The following is a 17,285-nucleotide window of genomic DNA, read 5'->3' as shown; positions in this document are numbered from 1 at the left end:
TTCAGGCCTCCGGGGCTTCGAACTTGGAGGTGCGCTGCATACCGGCCGCGCGGCCCTTGCCCGCGATGACCAGCGCCATCTTGCGGCTGGCCTCGTCGATCATCTCGTCGCCGAGCATCGCGGAACCCTTCTTGCCGCCCTCCTCGGACGTGCACCAGTCATAGGCGTCCAGGATGAGCTCGGCGTGGTCGTAGTCCTCCTGCGAGGGCGAGAACACCTCGTTCGCCGCGTCCACCTGACCCGGGTGCAGCACCCACTTGCCGTCGAAGCCCAGCGCCGCGGCGCGGCCGGCGACCTCGCGGTAGGCGTCCACGTCGCGGATCTGAAGGAACGGGCCGTCGATCGCCTGGAGATCGTGCGTACGGGCCGCCATCAGGATGCGCATCAGGATGTAGTGGTACGCGTCCGCCGGGTAGCCGGGCGGCTGCTGGCCGACGACCAGCGTCTTCATGTTGATCGAGGCCATGAAGTCGGCGGGGCCGAAGATCAGGGTCTCCAGACGCGGTGAGGCGGCGGCGATGTCGTCGATGTTCACCAGGCCCTTGGCGTTCTCGATCTGCGCCTCGATGCCGATCCGGCCGGCCTCGAATCCCATCGTCTTCTCGATCTGGGTGAGCAGCAGGTCCAGCGCGACGACCTGCTGCGCGTCCTGGACCTTCGGCAGCATGATGCAGTCGAGGTTCTGGCCCGCGCCCTCGACGACCGTGATGACGTCGCGGTAGGTCCAGTGGGTCGTCCAGTCGTTCACCCGGACGACCCTGGTCTTGCCGGTCCAGTCGCCGTCGTTGAGCGCGTCGACGATGTGGTGCCGCGCGCCCTCCTTGGCGAGCGGGGCGCACGCGTCCTCCAGGTCCAGGAACACCTGGTCGGCCGGGAGGCCCTGGGCCTTCTCCAGGAACCGCGGGTTCGACCCCGGCACGGCCAGACAGGAGCGGCGCGGGCGCAGACGGTTCACGGGGGCCGGGGTGGTGGCGGGCGACGGGCTGGGCGTGGTCATGCGGGGACCTCCAGTGGGTCGAGCTTGTTCGCTTTCCGGATCTCGTCGACGATACGGCCGATGATCTCGGTGATGCCGAAGTCCTTCGGGGTGAAGACGGCGGCGACGCCGGCCTCGATGAGGGCCCGTGCGTCGGCCTGCGGGATGATGCCGCCGGCGATCACCGGGATGTCCGTGGCGCCCGCCTCGCGCAGCCGGTTCAGCACGTCCGGTACGAGCTCGGCGTGCGAGCCGGAGAGGATGGACAGGCCCACGCAGTGCACGTCCTCGGCCAGCGCGGCGTCCGTGATCTGTTCGGGCGTCAGCCTGATGCCCTGGTAGACCACCTCGAAGCCCGCGTCCCTGGCGCGCACGGCGATCTGCTCGGCGCCGTTGGAGTGCCCGTCGAGGCCCGGCTTGCCGACCAGCAGGCGCAGCCGCCCCACTCCGAGGTCGCCGGCGGTGCGGGACACCTTCTCGCGCACCAGGGCGAGCGGGGTGCCGGGTTCGGCGGTGACCGCCACCGGCGCGGACGAGACGCCCGTGGGCGCCCGGAACTCGCCGAAGACGTCGCGCAGGGCCCAGGCCCACTCGCCCGTGGTCACGCCCGCCCGGGCGCACTCGACGGTCGCCTCCATCATGTTCCCGGTGCCCGCCGCGGTCTTCTTCAGGGCGGTCAGCGACTCGGTGGCGCGCGCCTCGTCGCGGTTGTCGCGCCATTCGTCCAGCGCGGCCACGACCCTGGCCTCGTTCTCGGGGTCCACGGTCATGATGGCCGCGTCGAGATCGGCGGTCAGCGGGTTGGGCTCGGTGGTCTCGTAGACGTTGACGCCGACGATCTTCTCGTCGCCGGCCTCGATCCGGGCACGCCGGGCGGCGTGCGAGGAGACCAGCTCCGACTTGAGGTACCCGGACTCGACGGCGGCCATCGCGCCGCCCATCTGCTGGATCCGGTCGATCTCGGCCAGCGACTCGGTGACGAGCTCGTCCACCTTGGCCTCGACGACGTGCGAACCGGCGAAGATGTCCTCGTACTCCAGCAGGTCGCTCTCGTGAGCGAGCACCTGCTGGATGCGCAGCGACCACTGCTGGTCCCACGGGCGCGGCAGCCCGAGGGCCTCGTTCCAGGCGGGCAGCTGCACGGCGCGGGCGCGGGCGTCCTTGGAGAGGGTGACGGCCAGCATCTCCAGCACGATGCGCTGGACGTTGTTCTCGGGCTGGGCCTCGGTCAGCCCCAGGGAGTTGACCTGCACGCCGTAGCGGAAGCGGCGCTGCTTCGGGTCCGCGATGCCGTACCGCTCCCGCGTGACCTGGTCCCAGATGCGGCCGAAGGCGCGCATCTTGCACATCTCCTCGATGAAGCGGACGCCCGCGTTCACGAAGAAGGAGATGCGGGCGACGACGTCGCCGAACCTCTCCTCGGGCACCTGGCCGGAGTCGCGTACCGCGTCGAGGACCGCGATGGCGGTCGACATGGCGTACGCGATCTCCTGGACCGGGGTGGCTCCCGCCTCCTGCAGGTGGTAGCTGCAGATGTTGATGGGGTTCCACTTCGGGATGCGGTTGACCGTGTACGTGATCATGTCCGTCGTCAGTCGCAGCGACGGGCCCGGGGGGAAGACGTGCGTCCCCCGGGACAGGTACTCCTTCACGATGTCGTTCTGCGTCGTGCCCTGGAGCCTGTCCGGATCGGCGCCCTGCTCCTCGGCGACCACCTGGTAGAGCGCCAGCAGCCACATGGCGGTGGCGTTGATCGTCATCGAGGTGTTCATCTGCTCCAGGGGGATGTCCTGGAACAGCCGCCTCATGTCACCGAGGTGCGAGACGGGCACGCCGACCCGGCCCACCTCGCCGCGGGCGAGGACGTGGTCCGGGTCGTAGCCGGTCTGCGTGGGCAGATCGAAGGCGACCGAGAGACCCGTCTGGCCCTTGGCGAGGTTGCGCCGGTAGAGCTCGTTGGACGCTTCGGCGGTCGAGTGACCGGCGTAGGTCCGCATGAGCCACGGACGGTCCTTCTGACGTTCGGTCATGGTGGACCTCAGACGTTGCGGCTGGATGGAATGGCCCGCTCCGCTGACGCGTCACGGAACAGGTTGATGGCGTCGACGTGCTGCTCGCGGAGCTCCGTGTCACGCACGCCGAGGCCCTCCCGGGGGGCGAGCGCGAGGACGCCGACCTTGCCCTGGTGGAGGTTGCGGTGCACGTCGTAGGCGGCCTGGCCGGTGTCCTCCAGGGAGTAGACCTTGGAGAGCGTCGGGTGGATCTTCCCCTTGGCGATCAGGCGGTTGGCCTCCCACGCCTCGCGGTAGTTGGCGAAGTGCGAGCCGATGATGCGCTTCAGCGACATCCACAGGTAGCGGTTGTCGTACTCGTGGTTGTAGCCCGAGGTCGACGCGCAGGTGACGATGGTGCCGCCCTTGCGCGTGACGTAGACGCTCGCGCCGAAGGTCTCGCGGCCCGGGTGCTCGAAGACGATGTCCACGTCCTCGCCGCCGGTGAGTTCGCGGATGCGCTTGCCGAAGCGCTTCCACTCGCGCGGGTCCTGGCTGTGCTCGTCCTTCCAGAACCTGAAGCCCTCGGCGTTGCGGTCGATGATCGCGGTCGCGCCCATCTTCCGGCAGATCTCCGCCTTCTGGTCGCTGGAGACGACGCAGATCGGGTTGGCCCCGCCGGCCAGCGCGAACTGCGTGGCGTAGGAGCCGAGTCCGCCGCTCGCGCCCCAGATCAGCACGTTGTCGCCCTGCTTCATGCCGGCGCCGTTGCGCGAGACGAGCTGGCGGTACGCGGTGGAGTTGACCAGGCCCGGGGACGCGGCCTCCTCCCAGCTGAGGTGCTTCGGCTTCGGCATCAGCTGGTTGGACTTCACGAGCGCGATCTCGGCCAGGCCGCCGAAGTTGGTCTCGAAGCCCCAGATGCGCTGCTCGGGGTCGAGCATCGTGTCGTTGTGGCCGTCGGAGGACTCCAGCTCGACCGAGAGGCAGTGCGCGACGACCTCGTCGCCCGGGTTCCAGGCGTTGACGCCCGGGCCGGTGCGCAGGACGACACCCGCCAGGTCGGACCCGATGACGTGGTACGGCAGGTCGTGGCGCTTGCTGAGGTCGCTGAGCTTGCCGTAGCGCTCCAGGAAGCCGAAGGTCGAGACCGGCTCGAAGATGGAGGTCCAGACGGAGTTGTAGTTCACCGAGCTGGCCATGACGGCGACCAGGGCCTCGCCCGGGCCGAGCTCGGGCACCGGCACGTCCTCGACGTGGAGGGACTTGCGCGGGTCCTTGTCGCGGCTGGCGACCCCGGCGAACATCTCCGCCTCGTCCTTGTGCACGGTCACCGCGCGGTACGACTCGGGGATGGACAGGGCCGCGAAGTCCGCGGCCGTGCTGTCCTGCGATTGGATCGCGTCCAGGATTTCCTTCACGGTGATGCCTCCGGCAGATCGGGTCTCCGGCGTCGAGGGAACGCCGGAGGGACCCCTATGGACAGGGGAGCGGTGCGGTGTGGAGGTGTGCCGTCGGTTCGGCGGGTGGTGCTGGGCCTGCTCGGTGGAGCAGAAGGGTTTGCCTGTGACGCAGGCGCCCGGGCGCGCGGACACGTGGTCTGCGGGGACAGCCGGCGTACGAGAGATCTCTGCACGCCGGCCGCCCGGACTCCTTCAACGTATGGCACTCCGTGACAGGTGGCAAGGCACCCAGTGCCAACAATTTCTCTCAGTTGTCATCTCGTAGGCACGCATGAGCAACATCATGGCCGGTATGCCCGGTTGATCCCATGGCTGGCGGCTCTACGGCGTGGTGCGGTACACGTACGGCGTCGTCGTGCCGAGGGCGGTGAAGCCGAGCCTCCGGAGGATCGGGGCGGACTGGTCGGTCGCGTCGACCTGCAGGAAGCGGTAGCCGCGCTCCGCGGCGATCCGGGCCCGGTGGGCGACCAGTGCGCGGTAGACGCCCCGGCCCCGCCAGGGGGCCGCCGTGCCGCCTCCCCAGAGGCCGGCGAAGCCGGTTCCCGGGTGCATCTCCATCCGCGCCGAACTCACCGGCTCGTCACCGGCCGTCACCACCACGGCGACGAACGTGTCCGGGGCGTCCGCGAGCCCGGCCAGGGTCCGGTGCCGCAGCCGCGAACCGTCCGTGCCGAACGCCAGCTCATGGGCCCGGACCATCAGCTCCACCCCGGCCGCGTCCGTCACCCGCCGCAGCGTCAGGCCCTCGGGGAGCTCCACGGGCGCGACCAGGTCCGCCACCGGGGCGACCAGCAGGGTCTCCGGCGGCTCCGCCGCGAATCCGGCGGCCGACAGGAGTGCGCCGAGGTCCGGCGGGCTGTCGTGTGCGTACAGCTTCCACTCGAACTCAGGGATTCCCAGGGCGGTGTAGTGCTCCACCTGGGCCGCGATCTCCACCTCGGCGCGGTCCCGGGACAGGCCGGGGGCCGTCCACAGCACGCCGTTCCAGTCGTCGGCGCCGCCGGTCTGCCGTACGACGTCACCCACTCGCCCGACCCGTGTGCCGGGACCGTCGGGTCGGGCGTGTTCGCGCATCTCGCGGTCGAACACGGCCAGCATCTCATCGGATTCCATGGGCGCATCCGAGCACGTCCGCACCGGCCCGACCACCGGGTTTCCATCCGGAGGCGTCAGCGCGCGGGTTCGGGGCAGTCGGAAGTGATCTTGATCGGGCACGGCGGACAGGGGTGGGTACACGATGGCGACACGAGTGCGGAGACACGTCCGCGAGGGGCGCGGCCACGCGTTCGACCTCCGGCGGACGGCCTTCGGGTTCACTCTCCTCGGCGTCCTCGTCTGCGGCGCGGGACTGACGGTGCGGGCGGTCCTGAGCAGCGCCGAACGGCACCCGGCCGTTGCCGTCGTCTCCACGGCCCTGCTGGTGGCCGGGGTCGTGGCGCTCCTGGGCAGACGCCGCAGCCGGAGAGTGGCCGCCGACGCGGCGGCGGCGGCGCTGGAGTCCGCGTACGAGGTCGTGGACGCCAGTCTGGAGGAGCTGGCCGCAGCCGAGCCCGTCGCGGTCACCGAAGTGCTGCGGCGCCCCGTGGCGGTCGACTACGCGGCCATGGACCCGTACGAGTTCGAGGAAGCCGTGGCCGGGCTCTGCCGACGCGACGGCTGCGCGGACGCCGAGGTCGTCGGAGGCGCCGGCGACCTCGGCGCGGACGTCGTCGCCACCCTGCCCGACGGGCGCCGCCTGGTCGTCCAGTGCAAGCGGTACACGGCCGGGAACAAGGTGGGCTCGCAGGACCTCCAGCGCTTCGGGGGCACCTGCTACGCGGTGCACGGCGCGGAGGCTGCCGTGGTCGTCACCACCGGCGAGTTCACCGAGCCCGCTCTGGAGTACGCCGAGCAGTGCGGGATCCTCTGCGTCGATCTCGACGGACTGTCCGCGTGGAGCGAGGGCAGCGCGCCGCCGCCCTGGCACGCCACGGTGCCGACGGAGCCCGCCGCGGGGTGACGGCGCCGCTCAGTGCTCCTCGAGCGCCTTCCGGATCGTGTGCATGACCTCGTCGAGCGGCGCGTCGACGCGGGCGAGGGCCACCAGCACCTGGCCCTCCGCGGACACGGAGGCCGCGGGGGCCGCGGCCTTCCCGGGATCACCGCCCACGGTGCGCCCCGCTCCGATCCCGGTGCCGAAGGTCTCGCGCACGATCGCGAAGGCGTGGTCGAGCTGGGCTTCCACGTCGCCCTGGCCGCCGGCCCGCAGCCAGCGCCGCAGCACATGGTTGTGCGCGGTCACCACGGCGGAGGCGGCCACTTCGGCGAGCAGGGGGTCGTCGTTGCCCGCGTGGTGGTCGCGCTCATCGAAATGGCCCAGGAGATAGCGCGTGAACAGCCGTTCGTAACGGGCCACCGAGGCGATCTCGGCTTCCCGGAGCGTGGGCACCTCGCGGGTCAGCTTGTAGCGCGCCACGGAGACCGCGGGCTTCGCCGCGTACATCTTCATGACCTCCTTGATGCCGCGGCACACGGTGTCGAGCGGGTGCTCGTGCGCCGGTGCGGCGTTCAGGACGGCCTCGGCCCTGACGAGGGTGTCGTCGTGGTCCGGGAAGATGGCCTCTTCCTTGGAGCGGAAATGGCGGAAGAACGTCCGCCGGGCCACCCCGGCGGCCCCCGCGATCTCGTCGACCGTCGTCGCCTCGTACCCCTTCGTGGAGAAGAGCTCCATGGCCGCGGCGGCCAGTTCGCGGCGCATCTTCAGCCGCTGGGCGGCGGCCCGGGTGCCGGCGGTGCTCTCCGGGGCGTCCGTCGCGGCGGAGGAACGGGGGGACTTGGCGGGTTGGGACATGGTGTGAACGTAACCCATCGCCGCGGGGGAGTGCGCCCGCGGGGGCGGGTCGCCCGAAGGTCCGAGCAACCCGCCCCACCTGGCCACCGGCTCAGCGCCGGGCATATTCGCGGAAGCCGCGCCCCGTCTTGCGGCCGAGGCAGCCCGCGGCCACCAGGTGCTCCAGCAGCGGCGCCGGAGCGAGACCCGGGTCGCGGAATTCGCTGTGCAGGACCCTCTCGATCGCGAGTGAGACGTCCAGACCGACCACGTCGAGCAGTTCGAACGGGCCCATGGGGTAGCCGCCGCCCAGCTTCATGGCCGCGTCGATGTCGTCGAGCGTCGCGTAGTGCTCCTCGACCATCTTGATCGCGTTGTTGAGGTAGGGGAACAGCAGCGCGTTCACGATGAAGCCCGCCCGGTCGCCGCAGTCCACCGGGTGCTTGCGCACCTTCGCGCAGACCTCGCGGACGGTGGCGTGCACGTCGTCGGCGGTCAGCACCGTGCGGACCACCTCGACCAGCTTCATCGCGGGCGCGGGGTTGAAGAAGTGCATCCCGACGACGTCCTCGGGCCGCCCGGTCACCCTGGCGACCGCCACGACCGGCAGGGACGACGTGGTCGTCGCCAGCACGGCGCCAGGCTTGCAGACCTTGTCCAGGGTCTGGAAGAGCTGACGCTTGATGTCCAGGTCCTCGGCGACCGCCTCGACCGCGAGGTCGACGCCGGCGAAGGAGTCCAGCGAGCCCGACGCGGTCACCCGGGCGAGGGTCTCGTCCCTGGCCTCCTCCGTCATCCGGCCCTTGGCCACCGAACGCTCCAGGGACCTGGCGATCCGCCCCTTGGCCGTGTCCGCCTTCTCCTGGCTCCGCGCGGCGAGGACCACGGGGTAACCGGCCTTCGCGAAGACCTCCGCGATGCCCGAGGCCATCGTGCCCGAACCGGCCACACCCACCGACTCGACCGTGCGCCCGGCGACCGCACCGGTGTCCTCCGCCGGCGTCAGGGCGTCCGCCACCACGGTCTGGCTCCCGGGTGCGGCGTACGTGTAGAAGCCACGTCCCGCCTTGCGCCCGGTCAGTCCCGCCCCGGTCAGCTGGCCCAGCACAGGCGCCGGGGCGTGCAGCCGGTCGTGCGACGCCGCGTACATGGCCTCCAGGACCGTGCGGGCCGTGTCGATGCCGATGAGGTCGAGCAGCGCCAGCGGGCCCATGGGCAGTCCGCAGCCCAGCCTCATGGCCGCGTCGATGTCCTCGCGGGAGGCGTAGTTCGCCTCGTACATCGCGGCGGCCTGGTTCAGATAGCCGAAGAGCAGGCCGTCCGCGACGAATCCCGGACGGTCGCCGACCGCGACCGGCTCCTTGCCCAGTTCCCGCGCGAGCCGGGTGACGCTCTCCACGGCGGGCGGCGCGGTCAGCACGGAGGAGACCACCTCGACCAGCTTCATCGCCGGCGCGGGGTTGAAGAAGTGCAGGCCGAGGACGCGTTCGGGGCGCTGCGACTCGGCGGCCAGCCGGGTCACCGACAGGGCGTTCGTGCCCGTCGCCAGGATCGCGGTGGGGGAGACCACCGCGTCCAGCTCGCGGAAGACCTGCTGCTTGATCTCGTATGTCTCCGGCACGACCTCGATCACCAGCTCCGCGTCCGCGGCGGCCTGCAGATCGGAGAACGTCCGGAAGCGGGCCAGGATGTCCCGCCGCTCCTGCTCGGTGATCCGCTCGCGGCTCACGGCGCGCGCCGTGGAGGCCTCCAGGGAGGCGACCGCCTGACGTGCGGCGGCTTCGTTGATGTCGATGCCGATGACCTCGCGGCCCGCCCGGGCGAGGACCTCGGCGATGCCGGTTCCCATGGTGCCGAGGCCGACGACGGCAATGGTGCTGAGGGGGATGTCCATCACGGGACTCCAGGGTGAGTGACGACTGTGAGGAGCACGGCGGCGCGCGTGGTCCGGATCGACCGGCGCTCGGGGTGCGGGAAATCGCGTGTCGTGGTGCACGGTCCCGGGCGCTCGCGCGCATCGGGGGGAAAGGTGACGGGCTCTGTCCCGGAGCCACGTCTCACGAACTGCCGAACCGACAAGCACTCCGGGTGGCTGCGTCACCAGGCCACCGGAGCCGGCGGGTGTGTGTCCCGCTCACCTGAGCTTAACCGGCGGGTAACGAGCGCGCCAGCCCTGACCGGCTGTGCACTGGCACACAGTTCGCCGGACACGGTGTGTGCGCATAGGTAAACTCAGCGTCATGGATGAGGAGTTCCGCTCGCTGACCGACCGGATCGCGGGCGAGGCGGGCGAGTCGGAGGCCCTGCGCCTGCTGCTCGCCACCGAGGACTGCGAACAACTGGCCCAGGTCCTCGTCGAGCGCGAACGACCGCTGTGGGCCCGTGAGATCGCGGCGTTCCGCCTCGGCTGCCGGGGTGACCGCCGGGCCTTCGAGGCCCTGGTCCTCCTCCTCAACCACCGTGACCCCGAGCGCTGCGTGTCCGCCGCGCACGCGCTCCGGCTTCTCGGCGACCCCCGGACCCCCAGGGCGGCGGCCGCGCTCGCCACCAACAGCATGCGGACGGCCTACGCCCTGCACCCGGTCCGGCTGCTGACCGCCCTGCGCGCGCCCGAGTCGGTACCGGCCCTGGTCAGCACCCTGCGCCGGCTGCTCACCCCCGACGAGCCGCACTGGCGCGTCGCGCTCGCCTGCGTCGAGGGGCTGGGGGACCTGGAGGACGGGAGGGCCCGCCCGGTCCTGGAGGCGGCGCTGCCCCACCCGCGACTGGGCGCGGCGGCGGCAGCGGCTCTCAGCCGGCTCCCGGCGGGCTGAGCGGGCGTACGTACCTGACCTCGGGCACCAGGGCGCCGCCCGTCTCGACGGCCTCCTCCGCACCGTCCGGCCGGAACCCCGCCCGCTCGTAGAAGCGCCGCGCCCGCACGTTCTCCTTCAGCACCCAGAGCGTCATCTCGCGGAACCCGTCCGCCACGGCCCGGGCCGTCGCCCGCTCCAGGAGCGCGCGTCCGGTGCCCGTGCCGATGCGGTCCGGGTCCACGTAGAGCGCGTACAGCTCGGCCGCCCCGGGACTCACCTGCTGCCTGTCGCGGCAGGGTCCGTGGCACGCCCAGCCGGTCACCGTGGCGTCCGGAGCCACGGCCACCAGGTTCAACGGCCCGCCCGCCGACGCGAGACCGGCGCGGCGGCGCTCGGCGTCCCGTGCGACGTCCATCGCGTCGAGGTGGGCCTGCGGCACAAGACCGGCGTAGGCGTGCCGCCAGCCGCGCACCCGTATCTCCGCCACGGCGTCGCAGTCGGCGGGAGTCATGTCGCGCACGCGCACACCGGGGGCGTGCGCGGGAGTGGGGCCTGTGATCACGCGGCCCATCCTGGCGCACGCCCCCGGTCCGGGGCACCGAGATTTCTCAGCCGCGGAAGCCGAGGAGGCCGTGCAGGGTGCGCCCCTTCGTGTTCGCCGCGGCCTTCGTGGACGCGACCGCCTTCGGCTCGGGCAGGGCGTCGCAGACCGCGTCCGCGCCGCTGCCGCCGCCCTTCGGCAGGGTGCCGTCGGTCAGATAGTCCGTCAGGTGCTTGTCCAGGCAGTCGTTTCCGCTGAGGGTGATGCCGTGGTTGCCGCCGCCCTGCTCCACGACGAGGCCGGAGCCCTTGAGCCGGCGGCTCATGGTGACACCGCCCTCGTACGGGGTGGCCGCGTCGTCCGTCGCCTGGAAGAGGAGGGCGGGCGGGATCCTGTCGTTGGTGACCCGCACGGGCTCCAGCGGTTCCACCGGCCAGGTGGCGCACGGGGCGTTGTACCAGGTGTTGTTCCACGACATGAACGGCGACTTGCGGTGGGCGTCCCAGGTGTCGTCGCGCCACGCGCTCCAGGTCCGGGGCCAGCCCGCGTCGCGGCACTGCACGGCCGTGTAGACGGAGTAGCCGTTGTCGCCGCTCCGGTCGACCGCGCCGAAGTCCTCGTACGCGGTGGCGAGCGCGTCCTGGTCACCGTCGTTCACGTACGCCGCGAACGCCTCGGCCAGGCGGGGCCAGTACCCGTCGTAGTAACCGCCGGGCATGAAGGTGTCCTCCAGCTCGCCCGGTCCCACCTTCCCCGCCGCCGGGTGGTCCTTGACCTCGGCGCGCATCCAGTACCACGCGCTCTCCACCTGGGCCGGGTCGCTGCCGAGGCCGTAGGTGGCGTCGTTCCTCGCGACCCACGCGGCGAAGGCCTTGTGGCGGGCGTCGAACGCGTGGTCCTGGCCCAGGTTGTCCTCGTACCAGACGCCGTCCGGGTCGACGACCGAGTCCAGCACCAGGCGGCGCACGCGCTCGGGGAAGAGCTTGGCGTAGACCGCGCCGAGGTAGGTGCCGTAGGAGTAGCCGAAGTAGTTGATCCGCTCGGCGCCAAGGGCCGCGCGGATGACGTCGAGGTCCTTCGCGGCGCTGACCGTGTCCATGAACGGCAGCAGGTCGCCGTGCTTCTCGCCGCACGCGGTGGCGAAGGAGGCGGCCCTGTTCCGCGCGGTCTGCTCGGCCTCGGCGGAGTCCGGGACGCTGTCGGGGCGCACCGGGGCGAAGTACTTCGGCAGGCAGTCCAGGGCGGGGGTGCTCTTGCCGACCCCGCGCGGGTCGAACCCGATCACGTCGTACTGCGCGGCGACGGCCTTGGGCAGGGAGGCCGCGACGAAGCCCGCCATGGAGAGGCCGCTGCCCCCGGGGCCGCCCGGGTTGACCAGGAGCGGGCCCTGATAGGTCTTCGCGGTGTGCGGGATGCGCGAGAGGGCGAGCGTGATCCGCCTGCCCGACGGGTTGTCATGGTCGAGCAGCGAGTGGACGGTCGCGCACTGCAGGGCCGGATAGGACTTGGTCCCGCAGCCCTTCCACGTGAGCGGCGCGGCCGCGCCCGGGGCCGCGCCGCCCTCCCCGGTGGACGGCGCCGACGCGGTGGACGGAGCGGCGGTCACCAGACCGGCGACCGCGGCACCCACCGCGACCAGAATTCCTGCACGTCTCGTCATACGTCCTCCCGGCACACTGCGATGCGGCTGTGGGTGGCACAGCCCCCGCCGCATGCTTCCCGGATCCGGCCGCTGAAGGACACGTGACGCCGCGAGTTGACCCGTTCGGGCAGGGAGACGGGTGAGGTCAGAGCAGGGTCAGCTGGGTGGGCCCGTCGGTTCGGGTGCCCGCCGCGTCAGGGGCGCCGGGCCGGGGGATGCGGCGGGCGCCTCCCCGGTCGGCGGGCCCGATGCCGAACTCGGCGGCCAGTTCGTGCACCCGGCGGGTGATGCTCCGCTGGTACCAGGTGGGGGCGTACGCCCCGTCGGCGTACATCCGCTCGTAGCGCGGCACCAGGTGGGGATGGTGGCGGGCCAGCCACTGCATGAACCACTCACGGGCGCCCGGCCGCAGATGCAGCACGAGCGGGGTCACCGAGGTCGCTCCGGCGTCGGCCACGGCCCGGACGGTGGCGCGCAACTGGTCGGGGCGGTCGCCGAGGAACGGGATGACCGGCGCCATCAGCACTCCGCAGCCGATCCCGTTGTCGGCCAGGGCGCGGACGACGTCCAGGCGCCGCTCGGGGGCGGGGGTGCCCGGCTCGACCGTGCGCCACAGCTCCCGGTCGGTGAAGCCGACGGAGACGGAGACGCCGACCTCGGTGACCTGGGCGGCCTGCCGCAGCAGGTCGAGGTCGCGCAGGATCAGCGTGCCTTTGGTGAGGATCGAGAAGGGGTTCGCGTGGTCGCGCAGCGCCGCGATGATGCCGGGCATCAGCCGGTAGCGGCCCTCCGCCCGCTGGTAGCAGTCGACGTTGGTGCCCATGGCGATGTGCTGGCCGCGCCACCGGTGCGAGGAGAGGTGGCGCTCCAGCAGTTCGGCGGCGTTGACCTTGACGACGATCTGCGAGTCGAAGCCGAGGCCGGTGTCCAGGTCGAGATAGTTGTGCGTCTTGCGTGCGAAGCAGTAGACGCACGCGTGGGAGCAGCCCCGGTAGGGGTTCACCGTCCATTCGAACGGCATGCGGGAGGCGCCGGGCACCCGGTTCACGATCGAGCGGGCCCGGATCTCGTGGAAGGTGATGCCCTGGAATTCGGGTGTGTCGACGGTGCGGGTGGTCACCGCGTCGGCATCGAAGAGCGCGGCATTGCCCTGCCTTGTGGTGTTTTCTGTCAGATTGTCCCAGCGCATGGACGCCTCCTCGGTAGTACTGCGCCGAGAATAGAACATGTGTTCCCTTGATCGTGCGCGGACGAACGCGGGCAGTCGTACGACGGGCCTGTTCGCGGCCCTCGCCGGGCGCCGCGGGCGCGGGCTCCGGTGCGTCCGTCACCGACCAGGAGGTCCTGGCATGACCAGCAAGTTCACCGAGCTCTGCATCGACTGCGCCGACCCCGCAACACTCGCCCGGTTCTGGTGTGCGGTCCTGGGCTACGGCGTGCGGGACACGGGGGACGGGCTCGTCACCATCGGGCCCCCGGTGCCACCCGTGGGCGAGGAACGCCCCGGCCCGGTGCCGCCGGTGCTCACCTTCGCGCGCGTGCCCGAGGGCAAGACCGTCAAGAACCGGCTCCACCTCGACGTCAGCCCGGCCGACAGGGAGCAGGGCGAGGAGGTGGCCCGCCTGCTCGCCCTGGGGGCCCGGCGCTCCGACGTGGGCCAGGGGGGCGAGAGCTGGGTCGTGCTGGCCGACCCGGAGGGCAACGAGTTCTGCGTCCTCGCGGCGCGACGCCCCTGAGCACCGGCCGCCCGCGCGGCCGCTCGCTCCGTGCCCGGGCCCTTCGCGTGCCGGGGGCGCCGTAGGCGAACAGGGCCCGCTGGGCGCGGACTTCGCGCGGTTCCCCGCCCATGCACACCCGGCCCCGTCCGGGGCCCGATTTTGAGGGGCCGTACCCGAGGTGGTTGGCTCATCAGCACCCCGAACACCCGAGTGCTGGAGGAACAGGCATGGCGCAGGTCGAGGCCACCACAGAGCGGATCATCGCGGCGGACGCAGAGACGGTGTTCGACGCCCTCGCCGACTACAAGGAGGTCCGGGGCAAGGTTCTGACCGGGCACTTCAGTGAGTACGAGGTGCGCGAGGGCGGGGACGGCGAGGGCACCCTCGTCCACTGGAAGCTCCAGGCGACGAGCAAGCGTGTCCGCGACTGCCTGCTCGAGGTCACCGAGCCCACCGACGGGCAGCTGGTCGAGAAGGACCGCAACTCCTCGATGGTGACCACCTGGACGGTGACCCCGGCCGGTGAGGGCCGTTCCAAGGCCGTCGTGTCGACCGTGTGGAACGGTGCCGGCGGCATCGGCGGATTCTTCGAGAAGACGTTCGCGCCCAAGGGCCTCGGCCGGATCTACGACGAGGTACTGCAGAACCTCGCCGCCGAGGTCGAGAAGTAGGCCTGCTCCTCCTGCTGTTGGCGTCGACCGGCCTCACCGGAACGAGTGGTTTTCCGGGGAGGCCGGTTGTGCGCTGTAGTGCCTCCCACCGGCGCATACGCCCTCTGCGTGCGCCGTGAGTGCGCCCGGTCGCGTTTGCCCCGCCTTGCCGCCTGATGCGAGTAATGGGCGGCGCAGCTGCGACGAGGGGAGCGTCACGTGGTGGGTGGGATCACTCTGGTGAAGGACGAGCCGGGAGGCGCCGATTGGGGGCCGCCCGGCACCGCGGCGGATACCGTTCCGCTCGCCGCGGCGACGGAACCCCCGTCCCCTCCGCCGCCGTCCACCGGGGCCACCCCGGCGGCCGGTGACATCAGCCCCCGCCGGATCCGCATGGTCTTCCTCGGGCTGACGCTCACCCTGCTGCTCGCGGCACTCGACCAGATGATCGTCGCCACGGCCCTTCCCAAGATCGTCGGCGAACTGCACGGCCTGGACAAGATGTCCTGGGCGGTGACCGCCTATCTGCTCGCGTCGACGATCGGCCTGCCGATCTACGGGAAGCTCGGGGACCTCTTCGGTCGCAAGGGCGTCTTCCAGTTCGCGATCATCGTGTTCGTCATCGGCTCCGCCCTCGCCGGCTGGTCCCGCACGATGGAGGAACTCATCGCCTTCCGGGCCGTCCAGGGAATCGGTGGCGGCGGCCTGATGATCGGCGTCCAGGCGATCATCGCCGACATCGTCCCGCCCCGTGAACGAGGGCGCTACATGGGACTCATCGGGGCGGTCTTCGGCCTCGCCTCCGTCGCCGGACCTCTCCTCGGGGGCTTCTTCACCGACCACACCTCCTGGCGCTGGTGCTTCTACATCAACGTGCCGTTCGGCCTGATCACCCTTGCCGTCATCGCCCTCGTCCTGAAGCTCCCCAAGCCGTCCGTACGCCCCCGGCTCGACATCCTCGGCGCGCTGCTGCTCGCCGCCGGATCGACCTGTCTGGTGCTGCTCACCAGCTGGGGCGGCACCGAGTACGCCTGGGGCTCGCGCACCGTGATCGGGCTCGCGGCCGGGGCCGTCGCATCGGCGGTGCTCTTCGTCGCCGTCGAGCACCGCGCGGCCGAACCCGTCATCCCGCTGAGGCTGTTCCGCGACTCGGTCTTCAACGTCACGGCGCTGGTGGGCGCGGTCGTCGGGGTCGCCCTCTTCGGCGCCGCCAGCTACCTGCCGACGTACCTGCAGATGGTCGAGGGTGCGAGCGCCACCGAGTCGGGTCTGCTCATGCTCCCCATGATGGGCGGCATCGTGGGCGCCTCCGTCGTCAGCGGCCAGCTGATCTCCAGGACCGGCCGCTACCGCATCTTCCCGCTGCTCGGCAGCGCCGTCTCGGCCGTGGGCATGTGGCTGCTGTCCCGGCTGGAGACCGGAACGTCCGCGGTCGAGTACGGCGTCTGGCAGGCCGTGCTCGGCATCGGCATCGGCCTGGTGATGCCGGTGCTCGTGCTCGCCGTGCAGAACTCCGTACGCCCCGCGGACCTCGGCAGTGCCACCAGCGCCAACAACTACTTCCGCCAGATCGGCGGCAGCGTGGGGGCGGCGATCTTCGGGACCCTCTTCGCGGGGCGCCTCGCCGACGCGCTGGCCGTGCGGCTGCCCGACGGAGCCGGCCTCCCGGACGCGGAGTCCATCACCCCGCAACTGGTCCACGCCATGGAACCCGTGCTGCGCGACGCGTACATCCGGGCCTACGCCGACGCGATGCCCCGCATCTTCCTGTACCTCGTGCCGGTGCTCCTGCTCGGCCTGTTCCTCGCCTTCTTCCTCAAGGAGAAACCGCTGGTGTCCCACCACACCCCGCAAGCCGCGGACCCCTCGACGACGCACTCCGCGATCCCGGCGGCCCGCACCGACCCCGGCCCGCCCCCCGCCGGCGCGCTGCCGGGGATCCCGGTGCGCGGGAGCGTCCAGCACTCCGACGGCACGAAGGTGGGGCACGCCGCGCTCACCCTCATCGACGTGCAGGGGCAGCAGGTCGGCCGGGGCGCGAGCGACGACGACGGACGGTACGCGCTGGGTGCGCCGGGCGCCGGTTCGTACGTGCTCATCGCCGCGGCGGGCGGGCACCAGCCGCAGGCCGTCAGCGTCACGGTGGGCGAGCGGCCGGTTGACCTCGACGTGGTGCTGGGAGGGGCCGGACGGCTCGCCGGCGCCGTCCTCACCCCCGACGGCGCCCCGGTCCGCGACGCGGCGGTCACCCTGACCGACGTGCGCGGCGAAGTCGTCGCGACCACCCGCACCGGGCGGGAGGGCGCCTACGTCATCAGCGAACTGGTGGCCGGTGAGTACACCCTGGCCGCCAGCGCCCCGGCGTTCCGGCCCGCGGCGCTCCCGGTGAGCGTCCAGGCGGCCAGGGAGACCCGCCAGGACATCGAACTCGCGGGCGGCGCCGTGCTGCGCGGCGTCGTCCGGGCCCCCGGCGGCAGGGCCGTCGAAGACGCGCGGGTCACGCTGCTGGACGCGGCGGGCAACGTGGCCGGCACACTCACCACCGGCGCGGACGGGGCGTTCAGGTTCGTGGACCTGTCCACCGGCGAGTACACCGTCATCGCCGCCGGATACCCGCCGGTGGCCACCGTCCTGCAACTCCCGGGCGGCGGACGCACGGAGCGCGATCTGCAACTGGGGCACGAGGGCTGAGCACGGGCG

The 17,285-nt window shown here is 71.7% G+C and carries 14 protein-coding genes; 5 read left to right on the top strand and 9 right to left on the bottom strand.

The window, feature by feature from the left end; all coding sequences use genetic code 11:
- Position 1: 1 nt before the first annotated feature.
- From ACFYY2_RS14050 to ACFYY2_RS14035, 4 genes are all read right to left on the bottom strand, one after another.
- Complete coding sequence (locus tag ACFYY2_RS14050) at positions 2 to 997, bottom strand: HpcH/HpaI aldolase/citrate lyase family protein (RefSeq protein WP_388741687.1); 996 nt, start codon at positions 995 to 997, stop codon at positions 2 to 4.
- On the bottom strand, positions 994 to 3,006 hold the full coding sequence (locus ACFYY2_RS14045; RefSeq protein ID WP_388741684.1) for a protein meaA: 2,013 nt from the start codon (positions 3,004 to 3,006) through the stop codon (positions 994 to 996). Before ACFYY2_RS14045 ends, ACFYY2_RS14050 begins: the two co-directional genes overlap by 4 nt.
- A gap of 8 nt (positions 3,007 to 3,014) precedes the next feature.
- Positions 3,015 to 4,388, bottom strand: a complete 1,374-nt coding sequence (ccrA, locus tag ACFYY2_RS14040) for a crotonyl-CoA carboxylase/reductase (protein WP_388741680.1) — start codon at positions 4,386 to 4,388, stop codon at positions 3,015 to 3,017.
- A gap of 363 nt (positions 4,389 to 4,751) precedes the next feature.
- Positions 4,752 to 5,543 carry a GNAT family N-acetyltransferase gene (locus ACFYY2_RS14035; RefSeq protein ID WP_388741677.1) on the bottom strand — a complete coding sequence of 264 codons (792 nt, stop codon included), beginning with the start codon at positions 5,541 to 5,543 and terminating at the stop codon, positions 4,752 to 4,754.
- A 124-nt stretch (positions 5,544 to 5,667) separates the two neighbouring features.
- On the opposite strand from ACFYY2_RS14035, the gene ACFYY2_RS14030 reads away from it, so the two are divergent.
- On the top strand, positions 5,668 to 6,429 hold the full coding sequence (locus ACFYY2_RS14030; RefSeq protein WP_388741674.1) for a restriction endonuclease: 762 nt from the start codon (positions 5,668 to 5,670) through the stop codon (positions 6,427 to 6,429).
- 9 nt (positions 6,430 to 6,438) lie between these two features.
- Here ACFYY2_RS14030 and ACFYY2_RS14025 read toward each other — a convergent pair whose 3' ends face one another.
- Positions 6,439 to 7,260: a TetR family transcriptional regulator gene (locus ACFYY2_RS14025; protein ID WP_388741671.1), complete on the bottom strand. Its 822-nt coding sequence runs from the start codon at positions 7,258 to 7,260 to the stop codon at positions 6,439 to 6,441.
- Between the two features lie 91 nt (positions 7,261 to 7,351).
- Entirely contained in the window at positions 7,352 to 9,133 is a 1,782-nt protein-coding gene (locus ACFYY2_RS14020; RefSeq protein WP_388741668.1) for a 3-hydroxyacyl-CoA dehydrogenase family protein, read from the bottom strand.
- Between the two features lie 346 nt (positions 9,134 to 9,479).
- Between ACFYY2_RS14020 and ACFYY2_RS14015 the strand changes: the two genes are divergently transcribed.
- Positions 9,480 to 10,052 carry an adenylosuccinate lyase gene (locus tag ACFYY2_RS14015; RefSeq protein WP_388741665.1) on the top strand — a complete coding sequence of 191 codons (573 nt, stop codon included), beginning with the start codon at positions 9,480 to 9,482 and terminating at the stop codon, positions 10,050 to 10,052.
- Here ACFYY2_RS14015 and ACFYY2_RS14010 read toward each other — a convergent pair.
- From ACFYY2_RS14010 to ACFYY2_RS14000, 3 genes are all read right to left on the bottom strand, one after another.
- Positions 10,030 to 10,605, bottom strand: coding sequence for a GNAT family N-acetyltransferase (locus ACFYY2_RS14010; RefSeq protein WP_388741662.1), 576 nt, complete (start codon positions 10,603 to 10,605; stop codon positions 10,030 to 10,032). The genes ACFYY2_RS14015 and ACFYY2_RS14010 overlap by 23 nt on opposite strands.
- Positions 10,606 to 10,642: 37 nt before the next feature.
- On the bottom strand, positions 10,643 to 12,235 hold the full coding sequence (locus ACFYY2_RS14005) for an alpha/beta hydrolase (RefSeq protein ID WP_388741659.1): 1,593 nt from the start codon (positions 12,233 to 12,235) through the stop codon (positions 10,643 to 10,645).
- Positions 12,236 to 12,362: 127 nt separating this feature from the next.
- The gene (locus ACFYY2_RS14000) at positions 12,363 to 13,406 is read right to left on the bottom strand and encodes an Rv2578c family radical SAM protein (RefSeq protein ID WP_388741657.1); all 1,044 of its coding nucleotides are present in this window, start codon (positions 13,404 to 13,406) and stop codon (positions 12,363 to 12,365) included.
- 160 nt (positions 13,407 to 13,566) lie between these two features.
- Here ACFYY2_RS14000 and ACFYY2_RS13995 point away from each other — a divergent pair, with 160 nt between their 5' ends.
- From ACFYY2_RS13995 to ACFYY2_RS13985, 3 genes are all read left to right on the top strand, one after another.
- On the top strand, positions 13,567 to 13,953 hold the full coding sequence (locus ACFYY2_RS13995) for a VOC family protein (RefSeq protein ID WP_388741655.1): 387 nt from the start codon (positions 13,567 to 13,569) through the stop codon (positions 13,951 to 13,953).
- Between the two features lie 209 nt (positions 13,954 to 14,162).
- Positions 14,163 to 14,606 (top strand): SRPBCC family protein, encoded by a 444-nt coding sequence (locus tag ACFYY2_RS13990; RefSeq protein WP_329041777.1) that lies wholly within the window; start codon positions 14,163 to 14,165, stop codon positions 14,604 to 14,606.
- 198 nt (positions 14,607 to 14,804) lie between these two features.
- Positions 14,805 to 17,276 (top strand): MFS transporter, encoded by a 2,472-nt coding sequence (locus ACFYY2_RS13985; protein ID WP_388741653.1) that lies wholly within the window; start codon positions 14,805 to 14,807, stop codon positions 17,274 to 17,276.
- Positions 17,277 to 17,285 lie beyond the last annotated feature (9 nt).

Source organism: Streptomyces sp. NPDC001822, from assembly GCF_042892135.1.
Lineage (GTDB): Bacteria > Actinomycetota > Actinomycetes > Streptomycetales > Streptomycetaceae > Streptomyces.
This window is presented reverse-complemented; position numbering and strand designations above follow the sequence as displayed.

Excerpts from the sequence above, each read along its gene's own strand:
- ACFYY2_RS14050 (WP_388741687.1), bottom strand. The coding sequence starts at position 997 with ATGACCACGCCCAGCCCGTCGCCCGCCACCACCCCGGCCCCCGTGAAC.
- ACFYY2_RS14045 (WP_388741684.1), bottom strand. The coding sequence starts at position 3,006 with ATGACCGAACGTCAGAAGGACCGTCCGTGGCTCATGCGGACCTACGCC.
- ACFYY2_RS14035 (WP_388741677.1), bottom strand. The coding sequence starts at position 5,543 with ATGGAATCCGATGAGATGCTGGCCGTGTTCGACCGCGAGATGCGCGAA.
- ACFYY2_RS14030 (WP_388741674.1), top strand. The coding sequence starts at position 5,668 with ATGGCGACACGAGTGCGGAGACACGTCCGCGAGGGGCGCGGCCACGCG.
- ACFYY2_RS14025 (WP_388741671.1), bottom strand. The coding sequence starts at position 7,260 with ATGTCCCAACCCGCCAAGTCCCCCCGTTCCTCCGCCGCGACGGACGCC.
- ACFYY2_RS14020 (WP_388741668.1), bottom strand. The coding sequence starts at position 9,133 with ATGGACATCCCCCTCAGCACCATTGCCGTCGTCGGCCTCGGCACCATG.
- ACFYY2_RS14015 (WP_388741665.1), top strand. The coding sequence starts at position 9,480 with ATGGATGAGGAGTTCCGCTCGCTGACCGACCGGATCGCGGGCGAGGCG.
- ACFYY2_RS14010 (WP_388741662.1), bottom strand. The coding sequence starts at position 10,605 with ATGGGCCGCGTGATCACAGGCCCCACTCCCGCGCACGCCCCCGGTGTG.
- ACFYY2_RS14005 (WP_388741659.1), bottom strand. The coding sequence starts at position 12,235 with ATGACGAGACGTGCAGGAATTCTGGTCGCGGTGGGTGCCGCGGTCGCC.
- ACFYY2_RS14000 (WP_388741657.1), bottom strand. The coding sequence starts at position 13,406 with ATGCGCTGGGACAATCTGACAGAAAACACCACAAGGCAGGGCAATGCC.
- ACFYY2_RS13995 (WP_388741655.1), top strand. The coding sequence starts at position 13,567 with ATGACCAGCAAGTTCACCGAGCTCTGCATCGACTGCGCCGACCCCGCA.
- ACFYY2_RS13990 (WP_329041777.1), top strand. The coding sequence starts at position 14,163 with ATGGCGCAGGTCGAGGCCACCACAGAGCGGATCATCGCGGCGGACGCA.